Genomic DNA, 20,968 nt, shown 5'->3' with positions numbered 1-20,968 from the left:
GACCTACCCGTCGCCCAGCGTGAGCGTGACCGTGCGGCCCGCCGCGACCTTCGCCCCGCCCTCGGGCGTCTGCGACACGATGAGCCGCGTGGGCGACGCGGTCGCGGGTTCGCCGTGCCCGCCCAGCAGCGCCACGCGGTATCCGGCGTTGCGAAGCAGTTCGGCGGCCTTGTCGGCGGGCTTGCCGACCACGTCGAGCAGGGCGGGCGCGGCGCTGTCGGACGACGACGGAGGCACGGTCTCGCACGCCGTCAGGCCGCCGAGGGTCAGGGCGACGGCGACGCATCCCCCCAGTGCCCGGAGGCGGCCACGAGCGGTCATGCCTGCATGAAACGACCGGAACCGCCGAGGGTCAACCCGGAGCGCCGCCGTGTCAGGATGGGAGGCGTGCCACCGGGCGGGCCGGTGGCCGCGAGCGACCGTCCGAGGGGCGGAGGACGGCGGGGCAGGTGGGAGTCCGCGTTCCACACGGGCAGCGACGAGGCCGGGCCGGGAGGCTGGTCGCCGCCGCGATCGCGCTGGCCGTCGGCTCGCTGCTGCTGACCGGTGGCGCCCTGAACGCGACCGCGGCCCCCGCGCAGGCCGGACCCGCAGGGCGCGCGCCGACCGTCGCCGCTGCCGGCGTCGACGACTTCTCGTTCGCGAGCTTCGACGGCGACTACCGGCTCGGCCGCGATGCGGAGGGGCACTCGACGCTCACCACCGTCGAGACGCTGGTGGCGCGATTCCCCCAGACCGACCAGAACCACGGCATCCGGCGCAAGCTGGTCGAGGACTACAACGGCCAGCCGACCGGCCTGACGGTCGTGTCGGTGACCGACGAGAACGGCACCCCGCGCGCATACACGAGCGACTCCGACGACGGGATCCTCTCGCTGACGATCGCGGCGAAGGGCTACGTGCACGGCGATCAGACCTACGTCATCACCTACCGGCAGACGAACGTCACGCGTTACTTCTCCAACACGAACGACGACGAGTTCTACTGGGATGCCAACGGCACCGCCTGGGCGCAGCCCTTCGACCGGGTGACGGCGACCGTGCACCTCGGCTCCGGCCTGGCCGCGGCCCTGAAGGGGACTCCGTCGTCGTATCGCGGGGTGCAGGGCTCCACGCAGCCCGCGACCGTCGAGCGGACGGACGACGGCTTCCGCTTCAGCGCCGAGCGGCTCGGTGCGGGTGAGAACCTGACCTTCGCGATCGGCTTCGCCCCCGGAACCTTCACCGCGCGCGCGGACGGACTGTTCGACACCGGCTGGGGCTACGCGGCCGTCGCCGGGCTCCTGCTCAGCATCCTGGCGCTGATCGCCGCCATCGTGGTGCGCGTGCGCCTGCTGCGCGACGCCCCGGGGCGCGGCACGATCATCCCCGAGTACGTCCCGCCGAGGGAGGGGCTGCTGCTCGCGGCGGACATCACACGGCGCACCCAGAAGGCGGTCGCCGCGCAGACCCTCGACCTCGCGGTGTCGGGGCGGGTACGCGTGCTGCAGTCCACCGGCTTCTTCGGCCGCGCCACCTACACGCTGGAGTTCGTCTCGACGGAGGCGACGGGACGGCAGGCGCTGCGCGAGCCGCACCCGACGACCGACGAGCTGCAGTTCCTGCGGGCCCTGTTCGGCGACGAGCTCACCCCGGGCACGACGCTGGAGCTCGGGTCGACCAATTCGCGAGTCGCCCGCGCGATCTCGGCCGTGCTGAAGCGCGTGCACACGGACGCCACCGGCTTCGGCTACCGCACCTCCGGACCGCGTGGACCCGTCCGCGCCGTCCTCTTCACCGCGCTGGGCGCGACCGCACTCGCCGTCCTCGGCTCGGTGATGTGCATCGTCGGCGTGTTCGGCGGCGGGTGGATCGTCCTGACCCTCCTCGGGTCGCTCGCCCTGTTCGCCACCACTGCCATCCTGCTGTCGCGCTCACCTTTGACCGCGACCGGCACCGCCCTGCGCGAGTACGTGGACGGCCTGCGGATGTACGTCCACCTCGCCGAGGCCGACCGCATCCGCTACCTGCAGTCGCCGCAGGGGGCGGAGCGCGTGCCCGTCGCCGTGGGCGATCCGCGCGAGATGCTCAACCTCACCGAGCGCCTCCTCCCCTGGGCCGTGCTGTTCGGGGATGAGAAGGAGTGGCTGGCCGAACTCGGACGGTTCTACGAACAGACCGGCCAATCGCCGACGTGGTACGCCGGCCAGACCGCCTTCAACGTCGCGGTGCTCTCCCAGATGGTCAGCGGGATCTCCGCCAGCACGACCATCGCGAGCAGCTCGCCCTCCGGCGGAACCGGAGGCGGCGGGTTCTCCGGGGGCGGCGGGGGTGGCGGAGGCGGCGGGGGCGTTTGAGTCCGCACCGGCCTCGACGCGTCTAGGCCGCGTCGCCCCCGGCCGGAACGTGCTCCAGACCGAGCCCCGGCTGCCCGTAGGTGCCGATCACTTCGCCGATCACGATGCGGTAGGCGCCGATCCAGCGTTCGTGCAGGCGCTTGGCCTCGCGGTGGGTGTCCATGCCGATGAGATGCTGGAGGGCCTCCCGGCTGTCCCAGTAGTACACCTCGGAGTGGAGGCCGGAGTCGTCGTTGGTCCACGACTCCTCTCCCAGGAACCCCGGGATGGCCCGGGCGCGCGCGGCGATCTCGTCGTTGAGACGGTGGAACTCGTCGTCGTACGGCTTGGCCTCGAAGATGAAGGTGGAGGTGAACATCAGGCCGGGTTCTCCTGCAGCCAGGCGAGCACCTGCTGGGCGTGGGTGTTCGGTGGGAAGATCGGGTAGAAGGCGTGCTCGATGACGCCGTCGCGGATGACGAGGGTCAGTCGCGCGTACAGGCGGTCGTGCCCCTCGGCCGCGAACGTCGGCAGGCCGAGCGCGTCCCCGAGCCGGAAGTCCTCGTCGGAGAGCATCGTGAACGGGAGCCGCAGGCGGTCGACGACCTCGGCCTGGTAGTCGGTGGGCTGGCTGGAGAACCCGTAGACGGCGCTCACGCCGGCGGCCGTGAGCTCGTCGTGGTGGTCGCGGAAGTCGCAGGCCTCGGTGGAGCAGCCGCGGGCGCCGGGGATGGCATCCCAGCCGTCGGGGAGGTCGACGCCCGGACGCCCGGTCAGCGGGTACAGGTAGATCACGGTGCGGCCGCCGCCGAGCCGGGCGAGGTCGACGACCCGGCCGTCGGTGGCGGTGAAGGCGAGCGCGGGCGCTGGTGTGCCCGGGAGGTGGTCGGCCGCGCCGTCGTCCTCGGGGACCGGCAGTCCGGTGGGCAGCGTGGTGTAGTCGGTCATCGTGGTCTCCTTCTGGAAGGTCCGGGACGCGCCCTCGTCGAGCCTGCGGACGAGTTCCGCGCGGCGTGTCTGGAGGGTGGCGACGATGCGGTCGATCTCGGCGATGCTGTCGCGGTAGGCGGCGAGCGAGGACACGCACTCGTCGCCGTGCTCGTGCCCGAGCTCGAGGCACTCCAGGAACGGGACGGTGTTCCTGGCCGTGATGCCCGTCGACGCGAGCTCGCGGATCTCCACGACCGCCCGCAGGTGGCCGTCGTCGTACTCGCGATAACCGTTCGCCGCCCGCGCCGGCCGCACCAGGCCGAGGCGCTCGTAGTAGCGCACCGCCTTCGTCGAGACGCCGGCGCGCTGCGCCAGTTCACCGATCCGCATCCGCACCTCCCAGAAGAACGCTAGACCTTGTCCCGTGGGACAAGGTCAAGTTCACCAGAGGCGGCCGGCCACGTCGACGGATGGCGGAGCACCCGGTCGACCGTCCCGGGCGCGCCCGGAGCCGCCGCCAGGTGCTCGAGCCCCAGTTCGATCAGGGCGAGACGCGCGCGAAGGACGGCGGCGCGCGGCACGCCCACGGCCTCCGCGAGCTGCGCGTGGCTCAGCCGAGTGACCCCGTCCGCCCCCACCCCGGAGGCTTCAGCCCTCGCGACGGCGAGCAGTGTCACCCGGTCGATCCCCGTCGCAGCGAGGACCGGTTGCGCGGCCGATCCCGCCAGGACATGCCCCACCGCGGCGATCCAGGCGCCCGGGTCGACGGCGGACGGCTCGCGCATCATCCGCTCGGCCGGAGCAGGCCCACGACCCTGTAGCGCAGTCGCCGCCAGGGCCCGACGCGGACCGGCTCCACGCGGTCGACGGCCGCCTCGTCCGGCCCGCGCGGGGCGAACTCGACGAGATCGCACCGCGTACAGCTGAACAGCTGACGATGGACCGCCAGCCCCACGCCGTAGTACGGGTTGACCACCATCCGCACCGGGGCGCCGCAGCGGGCGCAGCGACGGGGTCGCCTCGGCGTATCCGACTCATCCATCGGACGTCTCGGACGCGGTTCTGTGGTGCATGCGCTGCCGCCTCGGGGTGGTTCGGTGCCTGCGGGTGCACAGGCGGGAGGGGTTCCGGTGATCCTCCCCACCCGAAGGGGAGGATCACCGGCGATCGTCGCCGCCCGGGGCGGCGGCGACGGTTTCACGCTATGCACGGCGCTCCGGCATCGATATCCGATCAGCGCGGATTGCTGTCCGATCTACGCGAGGGCCTCATGGGGCGTCAGGATTCGACGCATACAATCGCGGCATGCGATCCGACGTGAACGAGATGTTCGGCAGCCGCCGCATCGCAGCGGGTCGCGGCGTCGAGCAGGCCAGGCACGCGCTGTCCGACGTGTTCCTGCCGGTCGACTTCCCCTCCGCGGCGCCCGCGAGCGTGATCGACCTGAAGCTCAACGCCGTGACCGTGGGCCGGACCACCTGCGGCTTCATGCGGTTCCGGGAGGCCGTGCGCGTCAGGACCGCGGAGGCGGAGAACTACCACGTGGACATCCCGGTCGGCGGCCGCGCGACGATGCGGGCCGCCCTGTCCGCTCCGGTGTACGGCACCCCGAGGACCGCCGCGGTCTTCATGCCCGGGCGGCCGGTCGAGCTCGATTGCGGCGAGGGGTTCTCGCAGCTCGCGCTGATGATCCCGCGCGAGCGGCTGCAGCGCGAGCTCGAGCACCTGCTCGGCTCCCGCGCCGCCGGCCCGCTCGAGTTCTCGGCGGAGCTGAGCCTGTCGACCCCCGGCGGTCGCCTCGTGATGCAGACGCTCCGGATGATCGATCACGCGTCCGCCCAGGCCGACGGGGCGCTGGCCCACCCGCTGGCCGCGCAGCGCTTCGAGCAGGTGCTGGTGCACAGCCTGCTGTTCTCGCAGCCGCACAACTACTCGACCCGGCTGGCCCTCCCGACCCCGGCAGCGGGAGGCGGACCCGTCTCGCGAGCGGTGGACCTGCTGCGGAACAGCCCCGCGCATCCGTGGACCGTCGCCGAGCTGGCGGCGGTCGTCTCCGTGAGCGTCCGGAGTCTGCAGGAGGGCTTCCGCCGATCGCTCGACACCACCCCGATGGCGTATCTCCGTACCCTCCGGCTCGAGCGCGTCCACGACGACCTGTCCACGGCGGAGCCCGGTTCGGTGAGCGTGACCGAGGTGGCCGCACGGTGGGGGTTCGTGCACCTCGGCCGGTTCGCGGCGGCGTACCATCGAGCCTTCGGCGAGCTCCCGTCCACCACCCTGCGCCGATGAGCGCCCGGGCGTCCCGGCGCGGCACCGGTCGCGGCCTCGTGATCGCCATCACGGTCGGCCTCGCCGTGCTCGTGCTGGCCGGCGCCGGGTATCTCGCCTACCTGATGGCCTCGGGATACTTCTCCGATCAGGCCAGGAGCGGGTCGGTGCCGCCGCAGGACAGCGCCGCGCAGCTCGCGCCCGGCCTGTTGCGGGCGCTGGAGGCGGGCGACCGGGCGGCGGTCGACAGGATGGTGCCCGGCTCGCCGGCGGTCGAGGTCGACGAGGTGATGGGCCTGTGCGCTGGCCAGCACGACCCGGGCATCCATCCGAACCTCAGCGAGAGCAACGGCCCCCAGGCGGTGCTCGTCGTCGCGGACGGTCAGCCGGCGTACACCGTCCCCCGCGCGGGGTCGTGCAGCTGGTGGATGTACTGGGATCAGGACCACCGGTCCTGGACGATCGGGACGGTCGTCGGCAGCCCGGAGCCCGAGGTGCCGACCGGCGGGTGAGCGGGTGAGCGCCTGAGGGCTGGGCGGCGGATGGGCGAAGGAGCGTCGGAGCGCCGAACCGTCAGCCGCCGAGCAGGGCGTTCCCGAGGTCGGTGCGGAAGTAGAGCACGCTCCGTCCGTACCGCGTCGACGTCAGCAGCCGCGCATCCCGCAACGCGCGGAGGTGCTGGTTGACCGCCGCCGTGGTGACGCCGAACCGCGCGGCGAGCTCGGTCGAGGAGGCGGGCTCGGCGATCGCGTGCAGCAGGGTCGTGCGGGTGCGCCCGATCAGGGCGACGAGGGCGCGGTCGTCGACGGCCTCCCCCGCCTCCCACATGACGCCCTGGCCGCGGGCGGCGTAGAGGATCATCGGGGGCTCGCCGGCCGCGATGGGGGCGGAGACCCGGCGGGAGAACATCGTCGGGACCAGCGTCAGGCCGTGGCCGCCGATCACCTCGTGCCGGTGGATGCGGGTGTGCAGCGTGACCGACAGCACCCGATCTGCGAAGCGGAGGTTCGGGGAGATGCCGTTCAGCATGCCGGTGAGGCCGGCCCGGGCGAACTCCCGGCCGCGATGCACGATGTCCGCCTCGAGGATGCGCCGCATCCGTGGCCAGTGGGGCGCGAAGGCGGCGCTCCAGTACTCGGCGAGCGCGTCGACCATGCGATCGATCGCCCGGCGAGGGTCGCCGCGGAACGGCACGGGGAGCTCGCCGTGCACCTCGAGGAGCTGCCGGCGGAAGCGGTCGGCGTCGAGGCGGCGCAGGGCGTCGAGCTCGTCGTCGATGCGCGTGAGCGGGGACGACGGCCGCGGGTTGAGGAAGTCGGGGGTGGAGAGGCCGTCGTTCACCAGCGCGAGCAGGGCATCCTGATCGAGACCGCGCCGGGCGTCCTCGGTGAGCCGGACCCACGGCAGCTGGAGGGGGTAGAGCTCCGGCCGCGTGAGCGCGCGGATCGAGAGGCCCAGCTCGCAGAGCGGCGAGAGCGCGAGGCGGACCGCGCCGACGTCGTCCTCGTCGAGCTCGTACGTCAGCATGAAGTAATACGCTACATCAGTTCGCCGTCAGCGACCCGGCTGGAATAACGGACGTGTGCCCGTCCTCCCTCGCCTCCGCCCTCCCGCCCTCACCGCGCTCGGCGATCCGGTGCTGCGGATCCTCGCGTCCGCCGCCCTCGTCAACGCGCTCGGGCGCGGCGTCTTCCTGACGCTGTCGATCCTGTACCTGACCCTCGCCGCCGGGCTGTCGGCGGCCGCCGTCGCCGTCGTCCTCACCATCGCCAGCGGGGTTGGCGTGCTCACCTCGGTGGTCGCGGGCCATCTGGCGGACCGGGTCTCGGCCCGCCTGCTGCTCGTCGTCCTGGTGGCGGCCGAGGGATGCGCGCTCATCGTCTTCACCTGGTCGCCGGCCGTGGTCGTCGTGGCGGCGATCGCCTCCCTCGCGATCGGAGCGAACCGCGCCTCCAACGCGGTGCGCTCGGCGATCGTGGCCCGCGCCTTCGAGGGGCCGGCCCGGGCGGCGACGCGCGCCGTCCTGCGCACCGTCGCGAACGCCGGGATCGCCGCAGGCTCGGCCGCAGCCGGCATCCCCGTGCTCATCGGCTCGCCCGCGGCCTACCGCGTCACCTTCATCGTCGCGGGATGCACGACGCTCGCCGGAGCGGTGACGCTGCTCGCCCTCCCGCGCTCCGTCGACGGCCGGGCGCCCTCCCCCGTCGGCGCCGTCTCGCACCCGACCGCGCCGCTGGGCCGGTCGCCGTTCCGCGACCCCCGCTACCTCGCGCTCACGCTGCTGGCGGGCGTCTTCGCGATGCAGTTCGGCGTGGCCGAGGTCGCCCTCCCGCTCTGGGTGGTCTCGGACACGCGGGCGCCCCACGTCATCGTCTCGATCGCGCTCATCGTCAACACAGCGGGGGTCATCCTGCTGCAGATCCCGCTGTCGAGGGGGTCAGAGGACCTCCGCCGCGCCGGCAGCATGACCGGTCTGGCCGGTGCGCTGATGGCGGTGGCGTGCGTCGCGTACGGCGGGGCGTCCGGGGTCGTCGCACCGCTCGCCGTGGCGCTCCTCCTCGCCGCCGTGCTCCTCCACACGTTCGCCGAGATCCTGTCGTCGGCGGGCACCTGGAGCCTCAGCTTCGAACTCGCCGACCGAGCGCGCCCCGGCGCCTACCAGGGGGTCTTCGCGATGGGCTTCTCGCTCGGCAGCATGCTGGCGCCGCTGGTCGTCACCCTGACCGCCCTCGACCACGGCATGCCGGGCTGGATCGCCCTCGCCGCGGTCTTCCTCGGATCGGCGCTGGGGGTGCGGGCGCTGACGCGGCTGTCCTCGGTCGGGCGCGACCGCCCCGTCGCGTGACCCCTTGCCGCGGCGGACCCGCGAGGTCCAGAGTCGGTCCCATCAGACGAGTGGATGGGGACGCCATGGAGCAGAAGCCGCCGACCGACGCGATCAGGAAGGCGAACGCGGCGCTGCTGCAGACGTTGCCGTTCGACGACGAGACCGACTTCGAGGACGCCGATCGCGGGTTCCTCGGGACGGTGGAGGCGCCGACGATCACGAGGGCCGACGGACGGACGGTCTGGGACTTCAGCAGCTACGACTTCCTCACCGGTGACGCACCCGCCTCGGTGAATCCGAGCCTGTGGCGGCAATCCAGACTCGTCGCCAAGCACGGGCTCTACGAGGTGGTGGAGGGCATCTACCAGGTGCGCGGCTTCGACCTGTCGAACATCACGTTCGTCGAGGGCGACACCGGCGTCATCGTCATCGACCCGCTGATCTCCACGGAGACGGCGGCCGCTTCGCTGGCGCTCTACCGTGCGCACCGCGGCGAGCGCCTGGTCGTCGCGGTGATCTACACGCACAGCCACGTCGACCATTTCGGCGGCGTCTTCGGGGTGACCAGTGTGGAGGACGTGGATGCGGGGAGGGTGCAGATCATCGCCCCCGAGGGGTTCCTCGGGCACGCCGTCGAGGAGAACGTGTACGCAGGCGTCGCGATGAGCCGCCGGGCCGGCTACATGTACGGGGCGGCGCTGGCCCGCGGGCCGCAGGGCCAGGTCGGCGCGGGTCTCGGCCAGACGACCTCGATCGGAGAGGTCGGCGTCATCCCGCCCACGGTGTCCATCACGGAGACGGGCGAGACCCTCACGGTGGACGGCGTCGAGATCGAGTTCCAGCTGGCGCCGGGCACGGAGGCGCCGGCGGAGATGCACTTCTACTTCCCGCGGTTCCGGGCGCTGTGCATGGCGGAGAACGCGACGCACACCCTCCACAACCTCCTCACCCTGCGTGGCGCGCTCGTGCGCGACCCGCACATCTGGTCGATCTACCTCACCGAGGCGATCGGCAGCTTCGGCGACCGCAGCGACGTCGTGTTCGCCTCCCACCACTGGCCGACCTGGGGGTCGGACCGCATCGTCGAGTTCCTGGCGACGCAGCGCGACCTGTACGCCTACCTGCACGACCAGACCCTCCGCCTCCTGAACAAGGGGTTCACCGGGCCGGAGATCGCCGAGATGTTCCAGCTGCCGCCGGCGCTCGAGAAGGCGTGGAACGCGCACGGCTACTACGGGTCGGTCAGCCACAACGTGAAGGCGGTCTACCAGCGCTACATGGGCTGGTTCGACGGCAACCCGGCCCGGCTCTGGCCGCACCCGCCGGCTGAGCTCGCCGCCCGGTACGTGGAGGCGCTCGGCGGGGTCGACCGCGTCGTCGAGCTCGCGCAGACTGCCTTCGACGCCGCCGACTTCCGCTGGGCGGCGACCCTGCTCGACCACGCGGTCTTCGCCGACGCCGGCCACGCGGCCGCCCGCGAGCTCTACGCCGACACCCTCGAACAGCTCGCCTACGGAGCCGAGAACGGCACCTGGCGCAACTTCTTCCTCTCCGGCGCGACCGAGCTGCGCGACGGCAACTTCGGCACGCCGACGGTCGCGGCCGCGCCGGCCATCGTCGCCCAGCTGACCCCGGAGCAGCTCTTCGACTCCCTCTCCCTCTCCGTCGACGGCCCGAAGGCGTGGGACCTGACGCTCGCCATCGACATCACCCTCACCGACCTGGACGCGAACTACCGGCTCGAGCTCCACAACGGCGTGCTCATCTACACGAAACAACCCGCGGACGCGGATGCCGACGTGCACCTCACCCTGACGAAGCCGCGGCTCATCCAGCTCGCCGGAGGAGACCTGACCGGCCCCGGCATCGAGCTCGCCGGCGACCAGGGCACCCTCCAGGCCCTCCTCGGCGTGCTCGACCAGGGAGACACGGGGTTCGACATCGTGACGCCGTGATCCCCCGCTCTGCCAGGATGAGCTCGTCCCTGCCTGCCGACGAGAGCGAGCGTCCGTGATCACCGTCCACCTGCGTTACGAGATCGATGCCGACAAGCTGGCGGAGTTCACCGACTACGGGCAGCGCTGGATCCGCCTCGTCAATAGGCTCGGCGGCACCCACCACGGCTACTTCATGCCCAGCGAAGGCGACAGCGACGAAGCCTTCGCCCTGTTCACCTTCCCGTCGCTGGCGGAGTACGAGCGGTACCGGGAGGCCTCGGCGACGGACCCCGAATGCCAGGAGGCCTTCCAGTTCGCGCGCGACACCGGCTGCATCCGCCGCTACGAGCGCCGCTTCCTCACGCCGGTGTTCGAGTGACTCGAATCCTCACAGAAAACGCCACGGCATCCCGCACGGATGTTATGGTCGGTCTGCAGCACTTCGTTAGGCGAGGCTCCTGCACGAACACAGGCACTGATCTCACGACGTCGAGAGACGCCCAAGATCAGGACAGGTCTCCCCGGCTCAAGGGGTGATCCCAAGTGGCTTCCCGCTCCGGCGGGACACGTCGTGCAGTGCCAAAGCTCTTACGTGGAAGTGATCTTCTTATGAAGCACGCGGCTTCGCGCTCCCACGTCTGCGAAGCGCCTGCCGACCGTGTGGAGGAGGTGACCCGATGAGCGACGGCGACAGTCGATCTCTCTGCGCTCGCGGGCCGGCTCCGGCGCGGTCCCTCTGACCGCGACCTCTGCGTCGTCTCCGCGGGCATCCCCCCTCTCAGCGCTTCGCGCGATCCTGCCCGCCCCTGCGGCGGCGGGTGTCTCGCCGCGCCCGAAAGTCCGAGGAGACCCCTCTCATGCGACCCTTCTTCCGTACCGATCTCGACACTCTGAACCCCGCCCTCCGCGGCGCACGGCCCACCCGCGGCGACGACCGCGCTCAGGCGGAGATCCGCCGCGGCTCCCTGCCCGCCGCCCAGCAGCACCTGCTGGTGGAGTCCGCCCGGCTCCCCGCCGAGGCGACGCTCAAGTCGTTCTCGACCGACCTCGACGGGCTGACCGCCGACGCCGTGCGCGACCGCCGTGCACGGTTCGGCGACAACGCCGTGAACCACGGCAAGCCCGCTCCGGCCGTCATCCAGTTCCTGGCGACGTTCCGGAACCCGTTCATCCTCATCCTGCTGTTCCTTGTGGTCGTCATGGTGTTCACCGACGTGATCTTCGCCGACCCGGCCGACGGCCCCGACTACACCGGCGTCGCGACGGTGAGCATCATGGTGCTCGTCAGCGTGTGCCTGCGCTTCTGGCAGGAGTACCGCTCGTCCCGTGCGGCCGAGCAGCTCACGGCGATGGTGCGCACCACGACCGCGGTGACGCGCTCCTCGCACGGCACGCCGGTGACCTCCGAGATCCCGGTGGAGGAGGTGGTGCGCGGCGACATCGTCCAGCTCGCCGCGGGCGACATGCTCCCGGCCGACCTGCGCATCGTGCGTGCCAAGGACCTCCAGGTGAACCAGTCCATGCTCACCGGCGAGGCGCTCCCGGCCGAGAAGTCCGCGGGAGCACGGGCGGACGTCACGGAGGCGAACCTGCTCGACGCCCCGAACCTGGGGTTCATGGGCACCTCCGTGGTGTCCGGATCGGGCACGGGCGTGGTGGTCGGGACCGGGCGGTCGACGTCGTTCGGCAGCCTCTCGTCCGCACTCGTCGGCGCGCGCCCCGAGACGGCGTTCGACCTCGGGATCAAGCGGGTCACGGCGACCCTCATCCGGTTCATGCTGATCATGGTCCCGGTGGTGTTCGTCATCAACGGGCTCACCAAGGACTGGACGACGGCCTTCCTCTTCGGCGTCACGACCGCGGTCGGGCTCACCCCCGAGATGCTGCCCCTGATCGTCACGGCGAACCTCGCCAAGGGCGCCCAGTTCATGGCCAAGCGCAAGGTGATCGTCAAGCGGCTCAACTCCATCCAGAACCTCGGCGCGATCGACGTGCTCGCCACGGACAAGACGGGCACGCTGACCGAGGACCGCATCGTGCTGGAGCGCCACCTGAACACCGCCGGCCGCTCCAGCGAGACCACGCTGGGCCACGCGGCCGCCAACTCGCTGTTCCAGACGGGGCTGCGCAACCTGCTCGACGAGGCCGTGATCGCCGCGGCCGGACCGGACGAGCTCGACCGCATCCGCCGGGAGTGGACGCTGATCGACGAGCTGCCGTTCGACTTCGAGCGGCGCCGCATGTCCGTGGTCGTCGACCGCGGCGACGCGCACCTGCTGATCACGAAAGGAGCGGCCGAGGAGGTGCTCGCGGCGTGCACGGCCGAGCGGGTCCGCGGCGGGGACGTCGCGCTCACGCCGGGCCGGCTGGCCGAGATCGACCAGCTCGTCGCCGAGCAGAACGAGCAGGGGCTGCGCGTGCTCGCCGTCGCCGTCCGCGAGTTCGCCGACCGCGACCGCGCCGAGTACACGCGCGACGACGAGGACAGCCTGACGCTGCTGGGCTTCCTCTCCTTCCTCGACCCGCCGAAGGCGAGCGCGGGGGCCGCGATCGCCAGCCTCCGCACGCACGGGACCGACGTGAAGGTGATCACGGGCGACAACGCGCTCGTCGCGGCAGCGGTCTGCCGCAAGGTCGGCATCGAGCCCGGAACGATCGTGCTCGGCCCGGAGACCGACGACCTCACCCTCGAGGAGCTCGGCGCCCTCGCCGACGAGACGACGGTGTTCGCCAAGGTCGCCCCGGCCCAGAAGGCCCGGATCGTGGAGGCCATGCGCCACCACGGCCACACCGTCGGCTACCTCGGCGACGGCATCAACGACACTGCGGCCCTGCGCGCGGCCGACGTCGGCATCTCCGTCGACACGGCCGTGGACATCGCCAAGGAGTCGGCCGACATCATCCTGCTCGAGAAGGACCTCACGGTGCTCGAGGGCGGCGTGATCGAGGGCCGCCGCACGTTCGTCAACACGATGAAGTACATCAAGATGACGGCGTCGTCGAACTTCGGGAACATGTTCTCGGTGCTCGTCGCGAGCGCGCTGCTGCCGTTCATCCCGATGATCCCGCTGGTGGTGCTCGTGCAGAACCTCACCTACGACCTGTCGATGCTCACCCTGCCGTGGGACAAGGTCGACAAGGCGGACCTCAAGAAGCCGCGCACGTGGGAGTCGAAGAGCCTCTCGACGTTCATGATCCGGATCGGGCCCATCTCGTCGATCTTCGACATCACGACGTACGCGCTGATGTGGTTCGTGTTCCAGGCGAACAGCCCCGCCCACGCGGCCCTGTTCCAGTCGGGCTGGTTCGTCGAGTCGATCATCTCGCAGACGCTGATCGTGCACATGCTGCGCACCAAGCGGATCCCGTTCGTGCAGTCCCGCGCCAGCCTCCCGGTGCTCCTGGCGACCGGAGCGGTCTGCGTCTTCGGGCTGCTGCTGCCGTTCACCGGCTGGGGCCACGAGCTCGGACTCGTGTCGCTGCCGTGGACGTACTTCCCCTGGCTGGTGGCGACCCTCGCCGCCTACTGCGCGCTGACGCAGCTCGCCAAGACCGTGTTCATCCGCAGGTTCGGCACCTGGATCTGAGAGGAGAGAACCGATGACCATCACCATCGACATCGCCCTCCGCGTGCTGCTCGCCGTCGGCTGCGGAGCCCTCATCGGCCTGGAACGCCAGTGGCGCGCCCGCACCGCCGGCGTGCGCACCAACGCGCTCGTCAGCCTCGGCGCCGCGCTGTTCGTGGTGATGGGAGCCTTCAGCTTCCACGGCCCGGACGCCGACCCCACCCGGGTCGCCGCCCAGGTCGTCTCGGGCATCGGCTTCCTCGGCGCCGGCGTCATCATGAAGCAGGGCGCCTCCATCTCCGGCCTCAACACCGCGGCGACGCTCTGGGCGTCCGCCGCGGTCGGGGCGCTCGCCGGCGGCGGCCTCTGGGCGGTCGCCGCCGGCGGGACGGTGCTCATCATGCTCGCCAACACGCTCCTGCGCCCGGTCGGCCGCCTGCTCGACCGCCGGGCCGCAGGCGCGGGCCTGGAGAGCACGGAGGTCGACTACACGTTCGAGGTCCGCTGCCGGGTGGATGCCGAACCGGACGTGCGCGCCCTCGTCTTCGACGCCGTCCACCGCCCCGGCTTCACCGTCCGCTCCATCACCGCGACCGACGAACCGGACGGCGCCGTGCTCATCACCGCCGCCGTCCACAGCGGCGAGCGCGACGACCGGGCGATCGAGGAGGCGCTCGCCGCCGTGGTGCGCACGGAGGCCGTCACCGCAGTGCGCTGGACGGCGGCCGACACGGCGCTGGTGGACTGAGTTCCGGAGGTTCGGCGGCCCCGGTCATCGGCTCGCGCGGGTCACCGGCCTGCGCGAGCCTCCTCCAGACACGCCCGCGCGGCCCCGGCCCGGTCGAGCACCGACGGGTCGTGGCCGGTGAGCGCCCAGAAGAACGCCGGCCCGACGAGCGTCGCGACGGCACGGCCGAGAGCGGGCTCGGGGAGGTCGTCCTCCGTCACGCGGGCGATGACGAGCCGGGCGCTGTCGCCGAGGAGGTCGTTGCGGGCGAGCAGTTCGGCCACGGCCGGGTCGTGCTGAGCCTCGCCCAGCAGTGCCCGGTACGCGGTGCCCGCGTGCGAGCGGGTGAGGAAGACGCCGAGCGCGTCGAGGTAGGCGACCAGCTGCTCCTCAGCGCCGCCGGTCTCCGGGACGGCGAGCTCGTGTCGCGCGTCGTGCGAACTCGCCTCCAGGAGGATCTCGGCCTTGGTCGACCACCAGCGGTAGAGGGTCTGCCGGCCGACGCCGGCGCGGTCCGCGATGCCCTTGAGGGAGAGGTTCGCGTAGCCGACCTCCACGAGCAGGTCGTCGACCGCGTGCAGCACGGCGATCCGCGCGCTCTCGCTGCGCGGTCGTCCCCGGCCGACGGTCTGCTCCATGCCTCGAAGCCTACCGACCGACGCATTACGAGACACGTTGCATCGTTATTGTGTTACTGTTTCGATACACAATGCCTCGTAATTAGGAGTCAGCTCCGGTGACCGACACCATCCCCCCTCTCGACGGCCGTCGGGCCTCGTCCGTCCTCGCTGCGCTGTGCGCGTGCACCGCCCTCGTGATCGGCTTCGTCGCCGCGATCAACCTCGCCGTGCCGATGATCGCGGCGAGCGCCCTCCACCCGTCGTCGAGCGAGCTGCTCTGGATCGTCGACGGCTATGTGGTCGTGTTCGCGTGCCTGGTCATCCCGGCCGGGGCGGCCGGCGACCGGTTCGGCCGCAAGGGGGTGCTGCTGGCCGGGCTGGCCGCGCTCGCCGCCGGTGCGGCGGTCTCCGCGCTCGCACCGACTGTCGCGATCATGCTCGCCGGGCGCGTGCTCACGGGCATCGGCGCCGCGCTCGTCCTGCCGAACACGATGGGCGTGCTCGTGCACACGATGCCGCCCGCCCGCCGCGGACGCGCGATCGCCACCTGGGCCGGGATGTCCGGGATCGGCGGCGTCATCGGCAACGTCGGCGGCGGCCTCCTGATGACGACGGGGGACTGGCGTCTGCTCTTCGTCGCCGTCGCCCTCATCGCCGCCGGGTGCGCGACCTGGGTGGCCGTCGCCGTCCCGCGCACCGGTCGTCACTCCCGCGCCCTCGACCCCGCCGGGACCGTGACGTTCGTCGCGGCGATCGTGGCGCTGCTCGCCGGCATCATCGAGGGACCGGAGAGCGGCTGGGCGAGCCCGCTCGTCCTGGGCTGCTTCGCCGCCGCGGCGGCGCTGCTGGTGGTCTGGGTGCTGATCGAGCGGCGGGTCGCCCACCCGATGCTGGACCCGCGGATCTTCCGCAGCCCCCTGCTGAGCGCCGCCAGCGTCGGGATGCTCGTCGCGTTCTTCGCCAACTTCGGGCTCTTCTACGTCAACGCCTCGCTCCTCCAGTACGGGCGCGGGTTCACCGTGCTCGAGGCGGGGCTGGGCGTGGTGCCCCTGGTCGTCCCGGTGCTGGCCGGCGTCCGCTTCGTGCCGCGCCTGGTCTCCCGGATCGGCCGCTCGGCCGTGCTCGCCCTCGCGTTCCTCGCCACCTCGGGCGGCCTGCTCGGTCTCTCGACCGCGATCGCGCAGCCGTACGCCGTCTACGCGTGCTGGCTGGTGGTCGTCGGGATCGGCGTCACGCTGGCACTGCCCACGCTGACCGCCGAGATCACCGACGGCCTCCCCGCCGAACAGGCCGGAGTCGCCGGCGGCCTCCAGTCCGCGACCCGCGAACTCGGGAGCGCCCTCGGCGTCGCCGTCGTCGGCACCATCCTCACCGCCGTCTTCAGCGGCGCCCTGCCCGCCTCCCTCCGCGGGCCGGACGGCCCGCACACCGTCGCCGAGGCGCTGGCCACCGCGCCCGCGCAACGCCCCGAAATCGTCCACGCCTTCACCGACGGCGCCGCTTCGGCCCTCCTGATCACGAGCCTCATCGCGTTCGCGGCCGGACTCGTCGTCGTCGCCGGAAGCGCCTGGGCCGCTCGACACACCCACTGATCGCCCGCACGGGCAGAAAGGAGACCGCACCATGCGCGTCTTCGTCACAGGTTCCACCGGCTGGATCGGATCCGCCACCGTCCAGGAACTCCTCCACTCCGGGCACGAGGTGCTCGGCCTCGCCCGCTCCGACGCCTCCGCCGCGACGCTGGCCGCCACGGGCGCGCAGGTGCTCCGCGGCGACCTCGACGACCCGGCCGCGTTCCACGCCGGGGCGAGCTCCTCCGACGCGGTCGTCCACCTCGCCAACAAGCACGACTGGGCGGACCCGGCGGGCAACGACCGCGTGCAGCTGAGGGCGGTGGAGGCCATCCTCGACGCCCTCGACGGCTCGGCCAAGCCGTTCGTCATCGCCAACGGCCTCTCCGACATCGTGGAGGGACGCCCGGTCACCGAGGCCGACGCCTCCCCCGCGATCGGCCCGGAGTCGGACCGCGGCGGAACCGAGAACCTCGCCCTCGACGCCGTCACTCGCGGCATCCGCTCGATCGCGATCCGCTTCGCGCCCAGCGTCCACGGGCACGGCGACTGGGGCTTCGTCCGCTGGCTGGCGGACGCCGCACGCGAGCAGGGCGTCTCCGGCTACATCGGCGACGGCACGAGCGAATGGTCGGCGGTCCACGTCTCCGACACCGCCCGCCTGATCCGGCTGGGCCTGGAGGGCGCGCCGGGCGGCACCCGCCTGCACGCGGTCGCCGAGCAGACGATCACGACGAAGGCCATCGCGGAAGCACTCGGCGAGGCCCTCGGCCTGCCCGTCACCTCCATCGACCCCGCCGACGCAGGAGCCCACTTCGGCGTCGTCGGGCACTTCTTCGGCCGCACCATGACCGGCTCCAGCGCACGCACGCGCGAGCTGCTGGGCTGGGAGCCGACCGGGCCGACACTGATCGAGGACATCCTGGGCGGGGCGTACGCGGGCGACTGAACGACGGCTCCCGCGCCGGTGTCACGCCGGCGTCGGCGCGGGGAGCCGCTGCGCCAGCACGGCGATGAGCGCCACAGCGGCCAGCGGGAGCAGAAGCGGGACGGCGCCGTCAGCAACGGTCCAGCCGTCGGAACCGATCAGGGCGGCGACCACGGCCACACCGGCGGCGCCTCCGAGCTGATTGCCGACGAACAGCACCGTCGATCCCGTGCCGAGCAGGTCGGGCGGGAGGACGCGGTACAGCGTGGCGACGGTCGGGCTCCCCACGGCGCCGAGACCGAGCCCCACCAGGAGCAGGCTTCCGACGAGAAGGGCCCCGCGAGCCACCGGCGAGACGGGCAGCGAGGGAGCGACGACGAGTCCCACGAACCCCAGGGCCGCGACAACCGCCCCGACGGTGACGAGCCTGCGGGCCGCGATACGGTCGCTGAGCGCACCGACGACCGGCATCGCGATCACCGTCCCGATCCCGTACGGGATCAGGAGGGAGCCCGCGGCGACGACCGGAACTCCGACCGCAGCGCCGAGGTACTGCGGGACGGCGAAGAAGAGCGGGAAGATCGCCGCACCCAGGCCGACCATGATCACGACGGCCGGGCCGAATCCCCGCTGCCGGAACGTCCGCGGCGGGATCAGGGCCTCGTCTCCGTGGCGTCGCATCCACGCGATCGCCCCACCGAGACCCGCGACACCGACGATTCCCGCCCAGAGCACGGACTGGCCGAGCGCGACGAGGAGGCCGACGGCGCCTGCGCTCAGCAGAAGCAGGCCGACGCCATCGAGCCGTCGCGACCCGTCGCCCTCCGCATCCGCTCCCGCCGGCAACCACAGCGCCGCGCACGCGAGAAGCACGACCGCCACCGCGGCGATGACGAGGAACACCGTCCGCCATCCCGCGACGGTGACGACCGCGGCCGCCAGGGCGGGACCGGCCAGGGGGCCGATCGACATCGCTGCCGCGACACCCCCCATCACCCGCCCCATCCGAGCCGGCCCGGCGGCACGCGCCAGCGCGGTGAGCATCAGGGGCTCGAGCACTCCGCCGCCCGCAGCCTGCAGGGCGCGTGCGGCGATGAGGAGGGACACGTCCGGGGCGACCGCGCTCGCCAGCGCACCGGCTGCGAACACGGCGAGCGCGATGAGCCACGTTCGCCGGACACCGAACCTCGTCCCCGCCCAGCCGCCGACCGGGATCGCTGTCGCGCTGACGAGGAGGTAGACGGTGGTGACCCACGGGACCGCTCCGCCCGCGGCGGGGAACTCGGCCCGCATCGAGGGGATCATCACCCCGGCGACGGTCACACTCAGCAGGGCGAGGATCCCTCCCGGGACGAGGAGCGCCGCCGTCCGACCCAGACTGTATCGCCGCGACAAGAGAATTGAACTCATGGGTTCAATATACGCATCAGTTCATTCTTCGCAACCCTCGAGTAACATCGAGGCATGACCACCCCGCCTCCCTCGCGACGCACAGGCGGCGCCGTGGCGGACCGGGAGGCCGCCATCCTGACCGCGGCTCTCGCCGAGTTCGGCAGATCCGGCTACGCCGACGCCAGCGTGGACGACATCGCCCGCGCCGCGGGAGTCGCGAAGCCCACGGTGTACAACCGCTTCGGCGACAAGCGCTCGCTTTTCATCCGCGCGTGGACCACCGGCGCGCTGCGATCCCGAGACCGTGTGCAGCGGGCGATCGAGTCGGCCGATCCGCGACCGGACGACCTCGAGCGCACGCTCGTCGCGCTCGGGCACGCGCTGGTCGAGTGCGTCACCGACGAGGAGGGGTCGGCCATCCTCCGCCTCCAGGCGGGCGAGCGCTCCCGCTTCCCTGAACTCGACGAGACGTCGGAGCGGTCCCGCGCGTCGAACCTCGACCAGCTCGCCGGCAAACTCGCGCAGTACAGCGCGCGCGGCCTCCTGCGACTCCCCGACCCGGGACGCGCGGCCTCCCACTTCATGGCGCTCGTCACGGACGGCGCCCTCCCCGCCAGCGGGTACGGCACCCGCCGTCTGACGAGCTCCGAACTCGACGGGTCGGTGCGCGCCGGAGTCGAGACCTTCCTCGCCGCGTTCGGCTGCACCTCAGCGTGCAGTCGACGGGTGGACCCGGGATCGGATGTGCGTCCGCTCGTCTACCCCGACGACCCCGGTGAGCGCTAACTACGCTGTGCTAGCCTGGACTTATCACGATCAGCCCGCTCGCCTCACGGCTCGGGCTGATTTTCTTTAACTGGAAGTCCGTTGACTGAGTACAGCAAACCGTGGTTATCGATCGATGAGCAGATCGATACGCTCATGGCGCGTGGCGTCGACATCGGCAATCGCGCTGACGCTCGCGACCTATTGGCGCAGGTCGGGTATTACCGCCTAACCGGATACCTCTACCCCTTCCGGCAATCTGAATCCTCCGTCGAGGGCGGCCGGGAGAGGGTACGGGTTTTAGCCGACTATCGAATGGGCACGTCGATCAGGTATGCGGCCGAGCTCATCGACTTCGACCGTCGACTGCGCATGCTGGTCCTTGAGGCTGTAGAGCGCATCGAAATCTCGTTGCGCATGCAGATCGGATACACCCTCGGCGCTCGTTCGGCGTTCGCGCACCAGGATCCGACGTCGTACACCCGCTCGTTCACCGAGGAGCATGTGGATGAGGTCACCGGCGAACGAACCCCGAGCAAGTTCTCATCACTACTTGCCCGGATCCAGCTCCGGCAAGCCAGCTCCGATGAGGCATTCGTGGCCCATTTTCGGGAACGCTACGACGATCGACTCCCGATTTGGGCACTCACCGAGATCCTTGAGCTCGGTCATCTCGGGCAGATGTTCGGCGGCCTCCAGAACGACTTGGGAACCCGCATCGCTAACGCCTATTCCGTTCCGTCGAAGAAGATGTTCGGAAGCTGGGTCTCGAGCCTCAACTACGTGCGAAATGTAGCCGCCCACCACGCCAGGCTCTTCAACCGCAAACTCGTCGTCGCGCCCAGCCGCCCGAACCCCGAGCTGTTACCTCTCCTCGGGCATCTCCGCGCGAACAGTGGATCCAAAGCTACATTCGGTACCTATAACGCTCTCGCGATCATGGCCTACCTCATATCGGTTCTCGACCCAGCGTGTCAGTGGAAGCTGACGATGGCCGGGCATATGCGTGACTTCCCTGTCGGAGAGCTCACCGTCGCCGATATGGGAGCACCTATGGGTTGGGAAGACCAGGAGTTGTGGAGGCGATGACGGGATCTGCCTTGGCTAGGCGCGTTTCGGGGC

20 protein-coding genes and 1 riboswitch are annotated in these 20,968 nt (G+C 71.4%); of the genes, 12 read left to right on the top strand and 8 right to left on the bottom strand.

Going from position 1 to position 20,968, the window contains the following annotated elements; all coding sequences use genetic code 11:
* Positions 1-3: 3 nt before the first annotated feature.
* A complete protein-coding gene (locus tag BGO91_RS16750; RefSeq protein WP_290473871.1) occupies positions 4-321 on the bottom strand; it encodes a PASTA domain-containing protein in 318 nt (105 codons plus the stop codon).
* 128 nt (positions 322-449) lie between these two features.
* Between BGO91_RS16750 and BGO91_RS16745 the strand changes: the two genes are divergently transcribed.
* On the top strand, positions 450-2,336 hold the full coding sequence (locus BGO91_RS16745; protein ID WP_290473870.1) for a DUF2207 domain-containing protein: 1,887 nt from the start codon (positions 450-452) through the stop codon (positions 2,334-2,336).
* A gap of 22 nt (positions 2,337-2,358) precedes the next feature.
* On the opposite strand, the gene BGO91_RS16740 is transcribed toward BGO91_RS16745, so the two are convergent.
* Genes BGO91_RS16740 through BGO91_RS16725 form a run of 4 tightly spaced genes read right to left on the bottom strand, consistent with a single transcriptional unit; the run spans position 2,359 to position 4,287 of the window.
* On the bottom strand, positions 2,359-2,694 hold the full coding sequence (locus tag BGO91_RS16740) for a hypothetical protein (protein ID WP_290473869.1): 336 nt from the start codon (positions 2,692-2,694) through the stop codon (positions 2,359-2,361).
* Positions 2,694-3,635: a MerR family transcriptional regulator gene (locus BGO91_RS16735; RefSeq protein WP_290473868.1), complete on the bottom strand. Its 942-nt coding sequence runs from the start codon at positions 3,633-3,635 to the stop codon at positions 2,694-2,696. Before BGO91_RS16735 ends, BGO91_RS16740 begins: the two co-directional genes overlap by 1 nt.
* 20 nt (positions 3,636-3,655) lie before the next feature.
* Positions 3,656-4,030: a hypothetical protein gene (locus BGO91_RS16730; protein WP_290473867.1), complete on the bottom strand. Its 375-nt coding sequence runs from the start codon at positions 4,028-4,030 to the stop codon at positions 3,656-3,658.
* The gene (locus BGO91_RS16725) at positions 4,030-4,287 is read right to left on the bottom strand and encodes a hypothetical protein (protein ID WP_290473866.1); all 258 of its coding nucleotides are present in this window, start codon (positions 4,285-4,287) and stop codon (positions 4,030-4,032) included. Before BGO91_RS16725 ends, BGO91_RS16730 begins: the two co-directional genes overlap by 1 nt.
* Before the next feature lie 263 nt (positions 4,288-4,550).
* On the opposite strand from BGO91_RS16725, the gene BGO91_RS16720 reads away from it, so the two are divergent.
* Positions 4,551-5,534: an AraC family transcriptional regulator gene (locus tag BGO91_RS16720; protein ID WP_290473865.1), complete on the top strand. Its 984-nt coding sequence runs from the start codon at positions 4,551-4,553 to the stop codon at positions 5,532-5,534.
* Entirely contained in the window at positions 5,531-6,025 is a 495-nt protein-coding gene (locus BGO91_RS16715; RefSeq protein ID WP_290473864.1) for a hypothetical protein, read from the top strand. Before BGO91_RS16720 ends, BGO91_RS16715 begins: the two co-directional genes overlap by 4 nt.
* Positions 6,026-6,086: 61 nt before the next feature.
* Here the strand turns inward: BGO91_RS16715 and BGO91_RS16710 are convergent, their stop codons facing one another.
* On the bottom strand, positions 6,087-7,040 hold the full coding sequence (locus BGO91_RS16710; RefSeq protein ID WP_290473863.1) for a DUF5937 family protein: 954 nt from the start codon (positions 7,038-7,040) through the stop codon (positions 6,087-6,089).
* Between the two features lie 55 nt (positions 7,041-7,095).
* Here BGO91_RS16710 and BGO91_RS16705 point away from each other — a divergent pair, with 55 nt between their 5' ends.
* From BGO91_RS16705 to BGO91_RS16685, 5 genes are all read left to right on the top strand, one after another.
* A complete protein-coding gene (locus BGO91_RS16705) occupies positions 7,096-8,358 on the top strand; it encodes an MFS transporter (protein ID WP_290473862.1) in 1,263 nt (420 codons plus the stop codon).
* Positions 8,359-8,423: 65 nt separating this feature from the next.
* A complete protein-coding gene (locus tag BGO91_RS16700; protein ID WP_290473861.1) occupies positions 8,424-10,295 on the top strand; it encodes an alkyl sulfatase dimerization domain-containing protein in 1,872 nt (623 codons plus the stop codon).
* 55 nt (positions 10,296-10,350) lie between these two features.
* Positions 10,351-10,656: an NIPSNAP family protein gene (locus BGO91_RS16695; RefSeq protein ID WP_290473860.1), complete on the top strand. Its 306-nt coding sequence runs from the start codon at positions 10,351-10,353 to the stop codon at positions 10,654-10,656.
* A gap of 55 nt (positions 10,657-10,711) precedes the next feature.
* Positions 10,712-10,882: riboswitch (M-box (ykoK) riboswitch) on the top strand.
* A gap of 252 nt (positions 10,883-11,134) precedes the next feature.
* A complete protein-coding gene (gene mgtA / locus BGO91_RS16690) occupies positions 11,135-13,864 on the top strand; it encodes a magnesium-translocating P-type ATPase (RefSeq protein ID WP_290473859.1) in 2,730 nt (909 codons plus the stop codon).
* Positions 13,865-13,877: 13 nt separating this feature from the next.
* Positions 13,878-14,591, top strand: coding sequence for an MgtC/SapB family protein (locus BGO91_RS16685; protein WP_290473858.1), 714 nt, complete (start codon positions 13,878-13,880; stop codon positions 14,589-14,591).
* Between the two features lie 41 nt (positions 14,592-14,632).
* On the opposite strand, the gene BGO91_RS16680 is transcribed toward BGO91_RS16685, so the two are convergent.
* The gene (locus BGO91_RS16680; protein ID WP_290473857.1) at positions 14,633-15,208 is read right to left on the bottom strand and encodes a TetR/AcrR family transcriptional regulator; all 576 of its coding nucleotides are present in this window, start codon (positions 15,206-15,208) and stop codon (positions 14,633-14,635) included.
* Between the two features lie 98 nt (positions 15,209-15,306).
* Between BGO91_RS16680 and BGO91_RS16675 the strand changes: the two genes are divergently transcribed.
* Together BGO91_RS16675 and BGO91_RS16670 are read left to right on the top strand one after the other, a co-directional pair.
* Positions 15,307-16,782: an MFS transporter gene (locus tag BGO91_RS16675; protein WP_290473856.1), complete on the top strand. Its 1,476-nt coding sequence runs from the start codon at positions 15,307-15,309 to the stop codon at positions 16,780-16,782.
* A gap of 31 nt (positions 16,783-16,813) precedes the next feature.
* On the top strand, positions 16,814-17,710 hold the full coding sequence (locus BGO91_RS16670) for an SDR family oxidoreductase (RefSeq protein WP_290473855.1): 897 nt from the start codon (positions 16,814-16,816) through the stop codon (positions 17,708-17,710).
* Positions 17,711-17,731: 21 nt separating this feature from the next.
* Here the strand turns inward: BGO91_RS16670 and BGO91_RS16665 are convergent, their stop codons facing one another.
* Positions 17,732-19,099: an MFS transporter gene (locus tag BGO91_RS16665; protein WP_290473854.1), complete on the bottom strand. Its 1,368-nt coding sequence runs from the start codon at positions 19,097-19,099 to the stop codon at positions 17,732-17,734.
* Between the two features lie 54 nt (positions 19,100-19,153).
* On the opposite strand from BGO91_RS16665, the gene BGO91_RS16660 reads away from it, so the two are divergent.
* The gene (locus tag BGO91_RS16660) at positions 19,154-19,867 is read left to right on the top strand and encodes a TetR/AcrR family transcriptional regulator (RefSeq protein ID WP_290473853.1); all 714 of its coding nucleotides are present in this window, start codon (positions 19,154-19,156) and stop codon (positions 19,865-19,867) included.
* Positions 19,868-19,948: 81 nt separating this feature from the next.
* Positions 19,949-20,935: an Abi family protein gene (locus BGO91_RS16655; protein WP_290473852.1), complete on the top strand. Its 987-nt coding sequence runs from the start codon at positions 19,949-19,951 to the stop codon at positions 20,933-20,935.
* Positions 20,936-20,968 lie beyond the last annotated feature (33 nt).

The sequence above is a fragment of the Leifsonia sp. 71-9 genome, from assembly GCF_001898805.1.
GTDB lineage: Bacteria > Actinomycetota > Actinomycetes > Actinomycetales > Microbacteriaceae > Leifsonia.
Note: the sequence above shows the minus strand (reverse complement) of the source record. Positions and strands in the feature narration are given on the sequence as shown.